The sequence below is a fragment of the Streptomyces laculatispora genome (assembly GCF_017353455.1).
GTDB classification, from domain to species: Bacteria; Actinomycetota; Actinomycetes; order Streptomycetales; family Streptomycetaceae; genus Streptomyces; species Streptomyces laculatispora.
Map to the genome: position 1 here is coordinate 1 of NZ_JAFMPZ010000337.1, position 16,449 is coordinate 16,449.

The following is a 16,449-nucleotide window of genomic DNA, read 5'->3' on the forward strand; positions in this document are numbered from 1 at the left end:
GACCGCCACCGACCCGACCTGAATCTTGCGGCTGACCCGCCGTACGGCGAGCTGGGTCGGAACGGTAGGCATTCCGAGAGAAATCGCAGTCATGCGCTGAGCATCCCCAAGGTGTGGATCAAGGTCCCGAGATCGGCGGGCTCCGACCTTCGAGGTTACGGCACCGAGGACAACCTGAGGCACACGGCGTCCGGCGTCCGCACGAAATGTGGGCCACCGGACGCATCAGGTGCATCCGCCGTCACTCGGGGTACATCAGGTGTCGTCCGTCGCAGCGCTCAGGAGATCTTGACCGGATTGACGACGTCGGCCACCAGTACGAGCAGGGTGAAGCAGATGAACGCCCCGGCGACCACGTAGGCGACGGGCATCAGCTTGGCGACGTCGAAGGGGCCGGGGTCGGGGCGCTTGAAGACGCGCGCCGCGTTCCGGCGGACCGCCTCCCACAGCGCTCCCGCGATGTGACCGCCGTCGAGCGGCAGCAGCGGCAGCATGTTGAAGAGGAACAGCGAGAGGTTGAAGCCGGCCAGCAGGAACAGCATCATCGCGATCTGGTTCTGCGCGGGAACGTCCAGCGTCATCACCTCACCGCCGATCCTCGCCGCACCGACGACGCCCACCGGGGAGTCCGCCGCGCGCTCGCCGTCCCCGAACGCCGCGTCCCAGAGTGCGGGGATCTTGGACGGCAGGGCGATGATCGAGTCGACGCCGTTCTCGATCATGTCGCCCATGCGGACGACCGAGTCACCGAAGGAGAGCGGGATGATCTCCGTCTGCGCCGCGAATCCGAGGTAGCCGGCGGAGACGAACTTCCCCGGCACCACCTCGCCGTGGGAGTCCTTCTTCGCGACCGCGTTCTTCTTGAGCACGGCGTGCAGGGTCTTCTCCTGGCCGTCGCGCTGCACCGTGATGGTGGCGGGGCCGATCGTGTCGCGGATCCGGTCGGAGAGCGCGGACCACTCGTCGATCTTCTGGCCGTTGAAGGCGACGATCTTGTCGCCCTCCCGGAGACCGGCCGCCTGGGCGGGCGAGACCGGGTCGGTCTTCTTGCAGGTCTCCCGCTTCTCGCTCTGGGAGATCACGCACTTCTGAACGCCGGCGACCTCGGTCGTCTGGGTCTGGAACCCGAAGGTCATGGCCACGCCGAGGAAGATGGCGACGGCCAGGATCAGGTTCATGAACGGTCCGGCGAACATGACGATCATGCGCTTCCACGGCTTGCGCGTGTAGAAGAGACGCTTCTCGTCGCCCGGCTCCAGCTCCTCGAAGGCGGCCGACCTGGCGTCCTCGATCATGCCGCGCCACGGCGATGTGGAGCGCGCCTCCAGCCGCCCGTCCGGTCCGGGCGGGAACATCCCGATCATGCGGATGTAGCCGCCGGCCGGGATGGCCTTGATCCCGTACTCCGTGTCGCCCTTCTTGCGCGACCAGACCGTCGGGCCGAAGCCGACCATGTACTGGGGGACGCGGATGCCGAAGAGCTTCGCCGTCGAGAGGTGTCCCAGCTCGTGCCAGGCGATGGAGAACAGCAGGCCGATGACGAAGACGGCGATACCCAGAACGGTCAACAGGACCGACGTCATACTCATGCGCGCGCCTCCGCTGCGGCCTTGGCCGAGAGTTCCCGGGCCCGGGTCCGTGCCCAGGCCTCCGCTTCAAGGACGTCCGCGACGGTCAGTGAAGTTCCCGTCGGGGGCGTTCCGTGTTCGGCCACCACCGCCGTGACGGTGTCCATGATGCCGTTGAACGCCAGCCGTCCGGCCAGGAAGGCGTCCACGCACTCCTCGTTCGCGGCGTTGAACACCGCCGGTGCGGTGCCGCCCAGCGTGCCCACGTGCCTGGCGAGTCCGACGGACGGGAACGCCTCGGTGTCCAGCGGGAAGAACTCCCAGGCCGAGGCCTTCGTCCAGTCGAAGGCGGGGGCGGCGTCGGGGACCCGCTGCGGCCAGCCGAGGCCGATGGCGATCGGTCCGCGCATGTCGGGCGGGGTGGCCTGGGCGAGCGTGGAGCCGTCGGTGAACTCCACCATGGAGTGCACGTACGACTGGGGGTGGACCACGACCTCGATGCGCTCGAAGGGGATGTCGTAGAGGAGGTGCGCCTCGATGACCTCGAGCCCCTTGTTGACCAGGGTCGCCGAGTTGATCGTGATCACCGGGCCCATGGCCCAGGTCGGGTGCGCGAGTGCCTGTTCCCTCGTGACGTCGGCGAGCTCGCTCCTGGTGCGTCCGCGGAACGGGCCGCCGGACGCGGTGACGACGAGCTTGCGCACGTCGCTGCGCTTGCCGGCCGCCAGCGCCTGGAAGAGGGCCGCGTGCTCGGAGTCGACCGGGATGATCTGACCCGGCGCGGCGAGCGCCTTGACCAGCGGACCGCCGACGATCAGCGACTCCTTGTTGGCGAGCGCCAGGGTGCGGCCCGCCTTGAGCGCGGCCAGCGTGGGCGCGAGGCCGATCGAGCCCGTGATCCCGTTGAGCACGGTGTGGCAGTCGCCCGCGGCCAGCTCCGTGGCCGCGTTCGGCCCGGCCAGGATCTCGGGGAGCTGTTCCCCGGTTCCGTACTCCTGCCGCAGCGCCTCGCGCAGGGCGGGCACCGCTTCGGGAGCGGCGACCGCCACCGTGCGCACCCGCAGTCGGCGTGCCTGTTCGGCGAGGAGGGCGAGACGGCCGCCCGCCGCGGAGAGCGCGGTGACACGGAAACGGTCGGGGTTGCGCAGCACCAGGTCGATGGCCTGGGTGCCGATGGACCCGGTGGAGCCGAGGATGACGAGATCCCGGCGGCCTTCCACGGCGTCGAAGACGAGGTGCGGGTCTGCTAGGGGGGCAGGGCTGTCGCTCATGGCCCCCATTGTTGCCGCATCCGCTGTGTGCGTGGACAGGGCGCCCCTCGCGCGGGGTGGTGGCTGCTCGCTCATCGCGGCCTCAGCGGCTTTCCGGTCACGGTTCACCCGTCAGCCCCTCAGCCCTCGGCCGCGCGGAACTTCGACCACTGGGCGGCCATGATCTGCGGCGGGACCCCGCCGATGTCCTTGGTGGAGCTGATCTCCGCGCGGAAGGCGAGGGTGGTGGAGCCGGAGCGGACGACGGTGAGGTACTCGTACAGCTTCTCCTTCCCCTTCACGTCGAGGATGGTGAAGCGGTACGCCTTCGACTCGTCGGCCTCGGACGCGAAGGCCGGGGCCTTGGCGGGCTCGACCTTCAGGTACTTCGCGCGGGCGACGGTGCGCTGCTCGGTGAAGCCTCCGGCGCAGTCCCTGCCGGCCTTGCCGAGTGCCTTCATGACGGTCTGCGCCCCGCCGTTGCCGTAACCGCGCAGCGTGACGTCGACGGTGACGCCGAGCATCTCGTCCGGGACGTCGGCCTTGCGCTGCACCTGGGCGGTGGGGTCGGGGTCACTGACCTCCGCGGCGAGGCTGACGAGCGGCTGGCATCCGGCCGGTTTTGCGGTGTAGGCGTCGCCGAGGGGGCCGCCGAGCGCGTACTCGGACGCGGTGTACGTGCCGACGCTCTCGCCGTCGGTGAAGGAGGCGGCCTTCAGCCGGGCCTCGTCGCGCGCCCGGGTTCCGGAGGGCTCGGCCGAGGCCCTGCCGTTCTTCTCCGCACCGGCGGAGCCGCCCTTGCCGTCGTCGTCACTGCCGCAGGCGGACACGCCCAGTGCCATCGCGGCCGCGATGGCGGCGACGGCCACCCGGTGCCGCCGTCCCCGCAGGTTCCTCGCCCCGTACATGCCTGTCCCCATTCGCTGGATTCCCTTTGCGCGTCGCGCTCTTGACCGACGCTCGATTGTGCTGCATGCCGGCGGGCCGGTCGCCCCCGTCCCGCCCACGGTGCCGGAGCCTATCCCTCGGCCGCCGGCGCGGGCCCGGGACTTCCTGGCCCGGACTCCTGCCGGGCCAGGAGCTCCGCGAACTCGGCGAAGGCCTCGTGGAACCGGGGGAAGGTCTTGCGTACGCAGCCGGGGTCGTCGTAGGTGAGGCCGGGGGTCAGCAGACCGGCGACGGCGAACGACATGACGATGCGGTGATCGCCGTGGGTGGCGATCTCCGCTGCCCGCGGGATGCCCGGCCGGATCTCGATCCAGTCCGGGCCCGTCGCGACGGTGATGCCCATCCGCCGCAGGTTCCCGGCGCATGCCTCCAGCCGGTCGCACTCCTTCACCCGGGTGTTGCCGACGTCCTCGATGCGTACCGGCCCCGAGGCGTGCGGGGCGATCGCCGCCAGCGTCGGCATGGTGTCGGAGATGTCGCGCATGTTGACGGTGAGGCCGCGGAGCGTCCCGGTGGAGCGGACCGTGGTGGATTCGGCGCTCGTGCGCACCTCGGCGTGGAGGCGTCCGGCTCGACGGCGTACGTGGTGGCCCGGTAGCCGCCGGGCGGCACCGTGAAGACGTTGTCGCCGGGGCCGCCGCGGGTGACCTGGACGCCGAAGCTGCGCATCATCGCCAGGGTGATCCCGATGTAGGGCGCCGACACCAGGTCCGTGACGGTGATCCGGAGCCCCTCGGCGGTCAGTGGTCCAAGCATCAGCAGTGCGGTGAGGTACTGGCTGGACTGCCCGGCGTCCAGGGTCAGTTCGCCGCCCCTGATGCCTGCGGCCGTGATCCGCAGCGGATGGTGGCCCTCGGCCGACTCGTGGTGGAGGTCGACGCCGAGTGTCCGCAGCGCCTCGGTGAGCGGGGCGAGGGGGCGGCGGCGCATCTGCGCGGAGGCGTCGAAGCGGTAGGTGCCGCGGGCACCGGCCGCGGCGAGGGTCGGCAGGAAGCGGGCCGTGGTCGCTCCGTCGCGGCAGTGGATGTCGGCGTCGGTGGCGGCGGGCCCGGAGGGGCGGCCCGCGATCCGCCAGCGGTCCGCCTCCCGCACCACCTCGTAGCCGAGGCCGGTGAGCCCTTCGGCGAAGCCTTCGGTGTCGTCGGAGCACAGCGGACGTACGAGCGTGCTGGTGCCGTTCGCGGCGGCGGCCAGGAAGAGGGCGCGCGCGGTGACGGACTTGGAACCGGGGACGTGGATGACGGTCACGGGTGCCCATCCTGCCGTGCCGCACGCACGGCGGCGGGGCGCGTCCAGCGAGTGGACGCGCCCCGCCGGGTCCGGGGTCAGGGGCTCAGCGGATGGGCCGGTGCATGTTGTCCCGGGTGGAGGGGCCGGGGGTGGCGTCGGCGATCCACGGGCCTTCGCCGCTCGGGTCGATGATGCCCTCCTCCAGCCAGGTGTACGTGCCCGACAGGACGCCGTCGACCACGCGCCGGTCCAGGTCGTCGGTGTTGGACCAGAGCCGGGTGAAGAGTTCCTCGACCCGGACGCGGGACTGGTGGCAGAAGGCGTCGGCGAGCTGGTACGCCTCGCGGCCGTGGTCGTCGTCGGTGCGCAGGAGTTCGGCCCGGACGCAGGACGCGCTCATCGCGAAGAGTTCCGCGCCGATGTCGACGATCCGGCCGAGGAAGCCCTGCTTGGTCTCCATCCGGCCCTGCCAGCGCGACATGGCGTAGAAGGTGGAGCGCGCCAGCTTGCGCGAGGAGCGTTCGACGTAGCGCAGATGGCCGGACAGATCGGCGTGACCCGCGGGGTGGAACTCCCCGTAGGTCCCCGGGAGCTGTCCGGGTCCGGCGACGAGCCTGGGCAGCCACCGGGCGTAGAAGCCGGCCGCGTTGGCACCCGCCTTCGCCTTGGCGGAGAGCGGCTTGTCGGGGTCGATGATGTCCCCGGCGACCTTCAGATGGGCATCGACCGCCTCACGGGCGATCAGCAGGTGCATGATCTCCGTCGAACCCTCGAAGATCCGGTTGATGCGCATGTCCCGGAGCATCTGTTCGGCGGGGACGGCCCGTTCACCGCGGGCGGCGAGGGACTCCGCCGTCTCGAAGCCGCGGCCACCGCGGATCTGGACCAGTTCGTCGGCCATCAGACAGCCCATTTCGGAGCCCAGCAGCTTGGCGAGCGCGGCTTCGATCCGGATGTCGTTGCGGTCCTCGTCGGCCATCTGGGAGGCGAGATCGACGACCGCTTCGAGGGCGAAGGTGGTCGCGGCGATGAAGGAGATCTTCGAGCCGACCGCCTCGTGCCGGGCGACCGGCCTGCCCCACTGCTCGCGGACCGCCGACCATTCGCGGGCGATCTTCAGGCACCATTTGCCGGATCCGACGCACATGGCGGGCAGCGAGAGCCGCCCGGTGTTGAGGGTGGTGAGCGCGATCTTGAGCCCGGCGCCTTCCGGTCCGATGCGGTTCGCGGCGGGGACGCGGACCTGGTGGAACCGGGTGACACCGTTCTCCAGGCCGCGCAGCCCCATGAAGGCGTTGCGGTTCTCCACCGTGATGCCCGGGGCGTCGGCCTCGACCACGAAGGCCGTGATGCCGCCCTTGTGGCCCTCCGACTCCGGGACCCGGGCCATGACGACGAGCAGGTCGGCGACGACCCCGTTGGTCGTCCACAGCTTCACCCCGTCGAGCACGTAGTCGGAGCCGTCCGGGACGGCGGAGGTGGCGAGGCGCGCCGGGTCGGAGCCGACGTCCGGTTCGGTGAGGAGGAACGCCGAGATGTCGGTACGGGCCAGCCGGGGCAGGAAGGTGTCCTTCTGCTCCTGGCTGCCGAAGAGCTTCAGTGGCTGGGGCACGCCGATGGACTGGTGGGCGGAGAGCAGGGCGCCGATCGCCGGGCTGGCGGAACCGACCAGGGCGAGGGCCTTGTTGTAGTACACCTGGGTCAGGCCCAGACCGCCGTACTTCACGTCGATCTTCATACCCAGCGCGCCGAGTTCCTTGAGGCCGTTGACCACCTCGTCGGGAATCCTGGCCTCGCGCTCGATCAGGGCGCCGTCGATCCTGCTCACGCAGAACTCGCGCAGCCGGGCGAGGAACTCCTCGCCGCGCCGGACGTCCTCGCCGGCCGGCATCGGGTGCGGATGGATCAGGTCCAGGCGGAAGCGGCCCAGGAAGAGTTCCTTGGCGAAACTCGGTTTGTGCCAGTCCCGTTCACGCGCGTCCTCGGCCACCTGGCGCGCTTCGCGCTCGGAGACCTTGGGCGTGGGCTGTGGTGCGGAGGGCCGTTGTGCGGATGGTGCGGACATGAGGAGCTCACCTCGCCGCTTCGTCGGGAGGGTGGTTCCGGGAGATTCACGGACGGCCCGGACAGGGGCCCGCCGACGCGCATCCACCGGTTCCACTCGTCGTTCTACTCGTCCGTATGTACCCGATTCCTGCCGGTGCCACCATCCTCGGGACGCCGATCGGGTCGCCCGCCACTCCAGTGACCGTCACCGCTCGCGCAATACGCGAACGTCCGGAGCTCCCGCGCGATGTCCGGCGCGCTCGCCGCGGCGCCGCTCAGCGCACTGGCACAGGTGAGACGTGGCGCCTTGGTGCCGGCGCAGCCCTGTTCTCTCCCCCAACACGGTGGACGGCGGCGTCAGCGAGGTGCGTCCCGACGGCCTGGACGAGATGGACGCCCGGGTGCCGGCCCTGGTCCTGGCCGGTCTCACCGACCAGGCCGCCGCCGGCCGGCTCGGCGTTCAGCGGTACGGTGACCGCCGGACGGACAGGATCGCGACGTCGTCGTGCCGGCTGCCCTCGCCGGCGAAGGCGCGCGCGTCGTCGTAGAGGGCCTGCGGCAGTTTGCTGGCGGAGAGCGAGGCGCGCTGGGTGAGGCGTTCGGTGACCGGGTAGAACGTGCCGTCGGCGTCGCGGGTCTCGGTGAGCCCGTCGGTGGTCAGCATGAGCGTCGAGCCGGGCGGGAAGGCGAACCAGTCGACCGTCGTGGGTTCGGCGGCGAGTTCGGCGAGGCCGAGGGGGACGCCGGAACTGAGTTCCGGCGTGATGACGGTGGCGTCCTGCAGCAACTGCGGTGCGATGTGGCCGCAGTTGATGACCTGTACCTCGTTATGCGAGTCGACGTTCACGATGAGCGCCGTGACGAACCGTTCGTCGTCGCCGGTCTGCGCGGCGTAGGAGTTGTGCCGCATGACCGAGGCGTCGAGGGCATCGACGAGCGCGGTCAGGGTGGGTTCGCGGTGGGCCGCCTCACGGAAGGCGCCGATGACGGCGAACGCGGCGCCGACCGCGGGCAGGCCCTTGCCCTGGACATCGCCGATCAGCACGCGGGTTCCCCACGGGGAGACGACGACGTCGTAGATGTCGCCGCCGATGAGCCGGTCCTCCTGCACCGGCTCGTACACGCCGTCGACCAGGACGTCGTCGGTGAGCACGGGCAGCGGACGCAGGATGTGGCGCTGCATCGCCGCGGCGGTGGAGCGCAGCCGGAGCATCTCGGTTTCGCGCCGGATACGACGCCCGCAGGCGTAGACGGAGGCGATGCCCAGGGCGAGGGTGAGCAGCATCATGAGGAGCCGGTCGAGCCACGACCGCCCGTCACCGTGCCGGATCAGCACGGTGGCGGCGACCACGATCGTGGTCCATGCGGAAACGTACATCGTCTGGCGTACGGTGCACAGCGCGGACGCCGCACCCGGCAGGAACACCAGGAGCCCGAGAAGCCAGACCGAGGACTCGGACAGCCCGCCGAGGAGCATCACCAGGAAGGTCACCGACACGACGCCGATCATCACTTCGGCATTGCGTGGCGGCTCGACGGTCTCGAAGGGGCGTGCGAATCTGTTCGGATGCTTCTGGGGCACGGGACCTCCCGGGCAGACGGTGTGCTCTGAGTACGTTAGGCAGGCCCGGCCATGGGTGAGCCACGCCCCGCCGGACAAGGTGCCCCGCGCGACGGCCGGCACCGCGGGCGGGGTGCGCGGCCCGGGTCGCCGGTGGGGCGGCCAGGGCCGCGCCGGTTCCGCTCACGGACTCCCGGCCGGTTCGGCGGCGTCCGCCGCTCAGGGTTGGACGACACGTCGGCGGGATAGGGTTCGGCCGAGAAGAATCCGATCGGTCCACCCGGGCTGCGCCAAGGCCACCTACGGTGGCCGCCCGAGGGAGAGCCGGATGCTGCAGGCATTGGGATTGGGCCCGGCCGAAGAGGCCATCTACACCACGCTGCTGGCCCGACCGACGGCATCGGCGCAGGATCTCGTCCGGCAGACCGGACTCGAGGAGGCCGAGACCACCCGCATCCTGCTCGACCTGGCGGCACGCGGCCTGGTGGCGATCGCCACCGAGACCGAGACCGGGAGCGGGGCGCCCGACCCGGCCGGCAGCGAGGCCGGTCCTCAACCCGCCCGCTACCGGCTCACACCCCCCTCGGTGGCCCTGGCTCCGTTCCTCGTCGAGCAGCGCAACGCCCTGCACCGGGCCGAGACCGCGTTCTCGATGCTGACCGAGCAGTACCGCACCACCGCCGCACACCCCGCGGGCAGCGTCATGGAGGTGGTCGTCGGCGTGGAGCAGGTCGCACACCGTTTCCACCAACTGCAGCGCGGCGCTCAGCGGGAGCTACTCGTCTTCCTCGTCGGCGAGACCATCGCGGTGCCGCGTGAGGATGCCGACGCCTCGGAGAGTTTCGCGCTGGACCGCGGAGTCGACTTCCGGGTCGTGGCTGCCAAGAACTACCTCGACGTGCCCGATGTGGCAGGGGACATGAGGTCGGCCATCACGGCCGGCCTCAAGCTCCGTCTGGTCGAGTCGTTGCCGCTGAAGATGGTCGTGTCGGACCGGGAACGCGCCATGGTGCCTTTGGACATGACGGACTCCGGCGGTGAGCCGAGCGCCATCGTGGTGCACCGCAGCGGACTGCTGACGGCCCTGGTCCATCTCTTCGAGAAGGAATGGGCCCAGGCCCGGCCGCTGTACGCCACCACCACGGGTGTGCGCGCGGAGGCGAAGGCCGATCAGCGGCCGACCGAGGGCGAGTTGGAGGTCCTCACCCTGCTGCTGGCCGGGATCTCCGACCGGCGGGCGGCCTCTCAGCTCGGGCTCTCCATACGCACGGTGGAGCGACGGACCCGTCGTCTGATGGACCTTGCCGGAGCGGACTCGCGCCTGCAGCTGGGGTGGCACGCCGCACGCGCGGACTGGCTCTGACCTCCGCCTCGGCCTGAGGGGCAACTGCTCTTCGCCTGTTGGTAGTTGCGCTGCGAGGGCGGCTACCGCCCGGATCCCGGGCAGCGGCCTGCCGGGAGGCACGTGAGGGGCGGAGCCCGCTGCCTGCCAGGAGCGCGGCGGCGGGACGGGCCGCGTGACGGAATTCCGACATGCGGGAAATCCGTCACTCACGGCATCCCTATGCCATCCGCATGTCTGCCAGGCTGCAGCGGCAGCACAGCATGTTCATGCTATCAAGTGGAGAGATTCATGCGTTCCATAACGCGTCTAGCCTTGGGCGCGGCGACCACCGTCGCCCTGGCCGTCACCGCGGTCACACCTTCCGGGGCGGCTGATCCGCCGCCGGGCGGTGCCCCGGGGAAGCGACCCATCGTCGGCGGCGCCGCGGCAAAGGGCGGCAAGCAGGCGACGGTCACCCTCGTCACCGGCGACAGGGTGCAGGTGACGACGGACCCGTCGGGTCGCAGCTCCGCGGCGGTGCTGCCCCGCGAGGACGGCACGCAGCCGATGATCCAGACCCGTCAGATGGGCAAGGACCTCTACGTCTACCCCGAGGCCGCCTCCCGGGCGATCGCCGAGGGCAAGGTCGACGAGCAGCTGTTCAACGTCACGGGGCTCATCCGTCAGGGCTACGACGACGCACACGCCGACTCGCTGCCGCTCATCGCCACCTACGGCGAGAGCGTGGACGTCGCCAAGAGCGCGCCGCCGGCCCCTCGCGGTTCCGAGCGGGTCCTGAGCCTTCCCGCGGTGGACGGCGTCGCGCTGAAGGCAGACAAGGGCACCGCAGACGCCTTCTGGCAGGACATCACCAACGCCCACTCGCGTTCCGCCTCCTCGCTGAAGAAGCTGTGGCTGGACGGCAAGGCCGAGGCCACGCTGGACCGGTCCACCGCGCAGGTGCACGCGCCGGAGGCCTGGGCGGCCGGGTACGACGGCAAGGGCACCAAGGTCGCCGTGCTGGACACGGGCGTGGACGCCGAGCACCCGGACCTGGTGAACCGGGTCGCCGCGTCCGAGAACTTCACGGACTCCAAGAACACCGACGACCGGGTGGGCCACGGCACCCACACCGCCTCCACCGTCGGCGGCTCCGGAGCGGCCAGTGACGGCCGCAAGAAGGGCGTCGCCCCCGGCACCTCGCTGCTCATCGGCAAGGTCCTCAACGACCAGGGCTACGGCCTGGACTCCTGGATCATCGCGGGCATGCAGTGGGCCGTCGACCAGAAGGCCGACGTCGTCTCCATGAGCCTCGGCAACCCCGCGATCGGCGACTGCAACGACCCGATGGCCCAGGCCACGGCGGAGCTTTCGAAGAACACGCACACGCTGTTCGTCATCGCCGCCGGCAACGCCGGCCCGAACACCGAGACCGTCTCCTCGCCCGGCTGCGTGCCCGGCGTGCTGACCGTCGGAGCCGTCGACCGCGACGACACCACCGCGCAGTTCTCCAGCCGCGGTCCCGTGGCCGTCACCCACACCCTCAAGCCCGAGATCGCCGCCCCCGGCGTCGACATCTCGGCGGCCAGCGCGGGCGGACGCGGTGTGTACGCGTACCGGACGATGTCCGGCACGTCGATGGCCACCCCGCATGTCGCGGGCGCCGCGGCCGTCGTCCGCCAGGCCCACCCGGACTGGACCGCGCAGCAGATCAAGGCCTCGCTGGTCTCCTCCGCCCGCACCGGTGGCAAGGTCGGCGGCGCCGACCAGACCGGCGGCGGCGTGCTCGACGTGTTCGGAGCGGTGAACCAGAAGGTCGTCTCCGCTCCCGCCGTCCAGGCAGGCAGCTACAACTGGCCGCAGGACACCTCGGACCGCACCACCGTCCAGGTGCCCTTCACCAACACCGGCGACAGCGCCGTCACCCTGAACCTGAAGGTCAGCGGTGTGCACGGCAACGACGGCAGCGACGTCCCCTCCGGCGTCGTCAAGCTGAAGCAGGGCAAGGTGCGAGTCCCCGCGGACGCCACCGTTCAGGTGCCGCTCCAGATCGACCCCACCGCCCGGCTGAAGGACGGCCAGTACGGTGCCGTCACCGGCCGCATCATGGCCACCGGCGGTCACGTGCACATCTCCGTTCCCGTCACGCTCTACGTCCAGCCGAAGACGGTCACGCTCCGGGTCAAGGCCATCGACCGCAACGGCGAGCCCGCGACCGGCCCCTCCTCCCTGGACCTCGTCAGCCTCGACATCAACACGGGCGAGCGCCGCACCAACTCGGGTGCGACCGACCAGACGTTCCGCGTACGGCCGGGCGACTACTCCCTGAGCAGCTTCGTGGCGACGTACGACGCGAACAACGCGCCCGAGTCGGTCAGCTACCTGGCCAAGCCGCAGCTTCACATCACCGGTGACACCACCGTCGTCCTCGACGCCCGCAAGGCCCACCAGCAGAGCGTGCACACCGACCGGCCCTCGAAGCTGGACAACACCGTACTCAGCTACTCCCGCACCTGGGACGACACCTGGCTGATCTCCGGATCGCTGCTGTCCGGCAGCGCCGTCCAGAAGTTCTACGCGGATGTCGACGGACGTGCCAAGGACGGCACCTTCGAGTTCCGGCCCACCTGGCGTGCGACCGGCTCCGAGGACGGCTCGCCCTACGTCTACAACCTGTCCTTCCCGACCCGGGGCCCGCTGCACTCCGACCAGGTCCACAGGCCGAAGGACTCGCGGCTGGCCAAGGTCGACGAGACGTGGAAGGCCATGGGCAAGGAAGGCGATTACATCGACGCCATGTTCATCCGCCCCTCCGGGAGCACCGGCTCCTACATCTCCGTCAGCCCGTTCGGCCAGGTGCATGTGCCCACCACCCGCACCGCGTACTACACGACCGGCGAGGACGCCTGGTACCACGGCGCGATGACCAGCTTCCCGTTCGCCGCGTTCATGGGTGATCAAGAGCGCATCTACCGGGCGGGGCAGCGGAGCACCGAGGAGTGGTACGGCGGGCCTCTGAGCCCGGCCGCCCCCCGGGACGCCGAGGGCAAGCCGGTGCTGGCCGCCGAACGGCAGGGCGACCTGATCGGCTTCCAGAACGCGCTCTGGGTCGACGGCTCCGGCGACCACTGGTCCTACGGCGGGTCGTTCGGCGACCTCGGCAACCTGGCACTGAAGCGCAACGGTGAGCAGATCGCCACCAGCACCTATCCCTACGACGCGTTCCAGGTACCGGACGAGGACTCCGCGTACGAACTCACCCAGAACCTGCAGAAGATCGACACGTCGGACCGCAACTGGCTGCGCTCCACCGCCGTCACCACCGTGTGGAGCTTCCGCTCCCACCGGGAGCCGGACGTCTACTCGCGCGGCCTGCCGATCCTCTTCCCGAGGTACGACGTGCCGGTCGACGGCATGAACACGCTGCCGGCGAAGAGCGGCATCAAGGTCGGCCTGTCGGTCGAGGGGCATGCCGGGTACACCCCGGGCGCGGTCACGGCCGCCTCGCTGTCCTACTCCTACGACGGCGGCACCACCTGGACCCAGGCGCCGACCGAGCAGCGGAACGGCAAGTGGACGGCCGTCCTCGACCACACCGGCGCCGCCGGCAAGCAGGTCATGACGAAGGCCACCCTCACCGACGCCAAGGGCAACGCGGTCACCCAGACCGTCACCCGCGCCTACGACGTCCGGTAGCCACGCGGTAAGGCCGGGCGGCCACCCGCAGCGGCTGGTCCGCCCGGCCACGTGCTGTCCCCGCCGTGATCACCGGGGCACGGCGGGGTCCGGCGGGGCCCGGTGCAGACAGCAGCCCCGGCAAGCGGTTCGCTTGCCGGGGCTGCTGCGTGGTCGTCCCGCGCCGGTCGAACGGTGCTGTCCGGGCGGGCAGAGGACGGAGGCGGGGCTACAGGGCGAGGCCGGTGAGGACCAGGACCCGCTCGTAGGTGTAGTCGTCCATCGCGTACCGGACGCCCTCCCGGCCGACGCCGGACTGCTTGGTGCCGCCGTACGGCATCTGGTCCGCGCGGTACGAGGGGACGTCGCCGATGATCACGCCGCCGACCTCCAGCGCGCGGTGGGCGCGGAAGGCGGTCTGCAGGTCGTGGGTGAACACACCTGCCTGGAGGCCGTACTTGGAGGAGTTGACGGAGGCGAACGCCTCGGCCTCGCCGTCCACCTTCTGCACCGAGAGCACCGGTCCGAAGACCTCCTCGCAGGAGAGGCTGACGCCGTCGGGGAGGTCGGTGAGGACGGTCGGTGCGTAGGTCGCCCCGTCGCGCTTGCCGCCGGTGAGCAGTGTGCCGCCGGCCTGTACGGCCTCGTCGACCCAGGACTCGACGCGCTTGGCCGCGTCCTCGTTGACCAGCGGGCCGACGTCGGTGGCGGCGTCGGACGGGTCACCGGTGACCTGTGCCTCCACGGCCGCGACGATCTTCGGGAGCAGCCGGTCGTAGACCGCGGCGTCCGCGATGACGCGCTGCACCGAGATGCAGGACTGGCCGCCCTGGTAGTTGGAGAAGGTCGCGATACGGGTCGCGGCCCAGTCCAGGTCCGCCTCGGAGGCGTAGTCGCCGAGGACGACCGCCGCGCCGTTGCCGCCGAGCTCCAGGGTGCAGTGCTTGCGCGGCACCGAGTCCATGATCGAGTAGCCGACCGGGGCGGATCCGGTGAACGAGATCACGGGCAGCCGCTCGTCCTGGACGAGGGCGGGCATCCGGTTGTTGGGGACCGTCAGCACGGACCAGGAACCGGCGGGCAGGTCGGTCTCGGCCAGCAGCTCGCCCAGGATCAGCGACGAGATCGGGGTGGCCGGGGCGGGCTTCAGGATGATCGGGGCACCGACGGCGATGGCCGGGGCGACCTTGTGGGCGCTCAGGTTCAGCGGGAAGTTGAACGGTGCGATGCCCAGGACCGTGCCGCGCGGGAAGCGCCGGGTCAGGCCGAGACGGCCGGTGCCGCCGGGGTCGGTGTCGAGGCGCTGGGCGTCGCCGCCGTTGAAGCGGCGGGCCTCCTCGGAGGCGAACCGGAACACCGAGACGGCGCGGCCGACCTCGCCGCGCGCCCACTTGACGGGCTTGCCGTTCTCGGCGGAGATCAGCTGGGCGATCTCCTCGGTGCGCTCCGTCAGGCGCCGGGCGACGTGGTCGAGCGCGGCGGCACGGACGTGGGCCGGGGTCGCGGCGAACTCGTCGCGCACGGCGTGGGCGGCGGCGACCGCCTCTTCGACCTGGGCCTCGGTGGGCACGCCGACGGTACCGACGAGTCGGCCGTCCCAGGGGTTGGTGACGTCGAAGCTTTCCTCGCCGGTGGCCTCGCGGCCGGCCAGCCAGAAGGCGTGGGTGGAGGTCATGGAGGTTCCGGCCCTTCGATGTCGTGGGGTGTTCCGTCCCCACCGTAGGGCCGTGCGGTCCGCCTGGCGTTTGTCCGGCGTGGAGCAGAGGTGCTCCGGGGCGCGCCGGTTTGTCGGAACGATCAGACGGGTCCGGAAGGAGGGAAGCGGAACGGCTGCCGGGCCTTGTGCCCTACGACACCGTCGGGGGGCTGGTGACCTTGAGGGCCAGCCAGAGTTCCATCCGGGTGTCCGGATCGTCCAGCGACCGGCCGAGGATCTCCTCCACCCTTCGCATCCGGTAGCGCAGGGTGTGCCGGTGCACTCCGAGGTCAGCCGCGGCGGCGTCCCACTGGCCGTGGTGGGAGAGCCAGGCCCGCAGGGAGGCGACCAGGTCGCCGCGGCCCTTGGTGTCGTGTTCGTACAGGGCGCGGAGCATGGCGTCCGCGAAGGCGCGCACCGCGTCGTCGGCGAGCAGCGGGAGCACCGAACCGGTCGCCAGCTCCTCGTGCTCGACCAGCGCCCTGCCCCGTCGGCGGGCCACCGAAAGGGCCTGCTCGGCCTGCTTGTACGCGGCCGAGACGGCGATCGGCCCCGCGGGGGCGGAGAGGCCCACGACCACTTCGGTGTCCGGTGCCGGTTCGTGCGCGGGCCGTTCCTCCTGGGCCTGCGCGTAGGCCGCGCAGGCGGCGACCGCGGCGCCGCCGTCGGCGGCCAGGACGACGAGGCGTTCGCCCTCGGGCACCATCAGCACGGTCTCGCCGGACCGGGAGGCCGCGGTCTCCATCACCTCGGCCAGCTGCGCCGTGGTCGACGGTTCGCAGGCTTCGGCGATGAGCAGCCGGAACGGCGCGTCGAGCAGTCCGCCGTAGAGGTCTCCGGCGACGGCGCGGGCGTGGTCGGGCTGTCCCGCGAGCAGCATGCGCAGCACCGCGGCGCCGAGCCGCTGTTCGGCGCCCTGGAGCGAGCGGGAGCGGGCGGTGGTGAGGGTGAGCAGGGCGACCGCCGAGTGCACCGCGTACCGTTCCGCGGTGCCGAGCGCCGACCCGGTGCCGACGGCGAGTGCGCCGCGGGCCCGGCGGCCGGTGCCCAGGGACTGGAGCTCGACCCGGTCGTCGGTGCCGCCGACGACCACGCTGGCGGGGGCCGGGCGGTCCCGCAGGCGTTCCACGTCGGGGGTGAGCCGGGCCGCG

9 protein-coding genes and 1 pseudogene are annotated in these 16,449 nt (G+C 71.2%); 2 read left to right on the plus strand and 8 right to left on the minus strand.

What is annotated here, in order from left to right; all coding sequences use genetic code 11:
* Window positions 1-278: 278 nt before the first annotated feature.
* The 6 genes and pseudogenes from J1C73_RS18110 to J1C73_RS18135 form a co-directional block, all read right to left on the minus strand.
* A complete protein-coding gene (locus J1C73_RS18110) occupies window positions 279-1,589 on the minus strand; it encodes a M50 family metallopeptidase (protein WP_207317313.1) in 1,311 nt (436 codons plus the stop codon).
* The gene (gene dxr / locus J1C73_RS18115; protein WP_123462602.1) at window positions 1,586-2,839 is read right to left on the minus strand and encodes a 1-deoxy-D-xylulose-5-phosphate reductoisomerase; all 1,254 of its coding nucleotides are present in this window, start codon (window positions 2,837-2,839) and stop codon (window positions 1,586-1,588) included. Before dxr ends, J1C73_RS18110 begins: the two co-directional genes overlap by 4 nt.
* 119 nt (window positions 2,840-2,958) lie before the next feature.
* Window positions 2,959-3,738, minus strand: coding sequence for a hypothetical protein (locus J1C73_RS18120; RefSeq protein WP_207317314.1), 780 nt, complete (start codon window positions 3,736-3,738; stop codon window positions 2,959-2,961).
* 98 nt (window positions 3,739-3,836) lie between these two features.
* Window positions 3,837-5,014, minus strand: a pseudogene (locus J1C73_RS18125) (3-phosphoshikimate 1-carboxyvinyltransferase).
* 85 nt (window positions 5,015-5,099) lie between these two features.
* Window positions 5,100-7,061: an acyl-CoA dehydrogenase family protein gene (locus J1C73_RS18130; RefSeq protein WP_207317315.1), complete on the minus strand. Its 1,962-nt coding sequence runs from the start codon at window positions 7,059-7,061 to the stop codon at window positions 5,100-5,102.
* Window positions 7,062-7,502: 441 nt separating this feature from the next.
* The gene (locus tag J1C73_RS18135) at window positions 7,503-8,624 is read right to left on the minus strand and encodes a PP2C family protein-serine/threonine phosphatase (RefSeq protein ID WP_307797719.1); all 1,122 of its coding nucleotides are present in this window, start codon (window positions 8,622-8,624) and stop codon (window positions 7,503-7,505) included.
* Between the two features lie 307 nt (window positions 8,625-8,931).
* On the opposite strand from J1C73_RS18135, the gene J1C73_RS18140 reads away from it, so the two are divergent.
* Both J1C73_RS18140 and J1C73_RS18145 read left to right on the plus strand, forming a co-directional pair.
* Window positions 8,932-9,966, plus strand: coding sequence for a helix-turn-helix domain-containing protein (locus J1C73_RS18140; RefSeq protein ID WP_207317316.1), 1,035 nt, complete (start codon window positions 8,932-8,934; stop codon window positions 9,964-9,966).
* Between the two features lie 270 nt (window positions 9,967-10,236).
* Complete coding sequence (locus J1C73_RS18145; RefSeq protein WP_207317317.1) at window positions 10,237-13,623, plus strand: S8 family peptidase; 3,387 nt, start codon at window positions 10,237-10,239, stop codon at window positions 13,621-13,623.
* Window positions 13,624-13,831: 208 nt separating this feature from the next.
* Here J1C73_RS18145 and J1C73_RS18150 read toward each other — a convergent pair whose 3' ends face one another.
* Both J1C73_RS18150 and J1C73_RS18155 read right to left on the minus strand, forming a co-directional pair.
* A complete protein-coding gene (locus J1C73_RS18150; RefSeq protein WP_207317318.1) occupies window positions 13,832-15,277 on the minus strand; it encodes an aldehyde dehydrogenase family protein in 1,446 nt (481 codons plus the stop codon).
* Window positions 15,278-15,449: 172 nt separating this feature from the next.
* On the minus strand, window positions 15,450-16,449 hold a 1,000-nt coding region (locus J1C73_RS18155), incomplete at its 5' end, for a PucR family transcriptional regulator (RefSeq protein WP_207317319.1).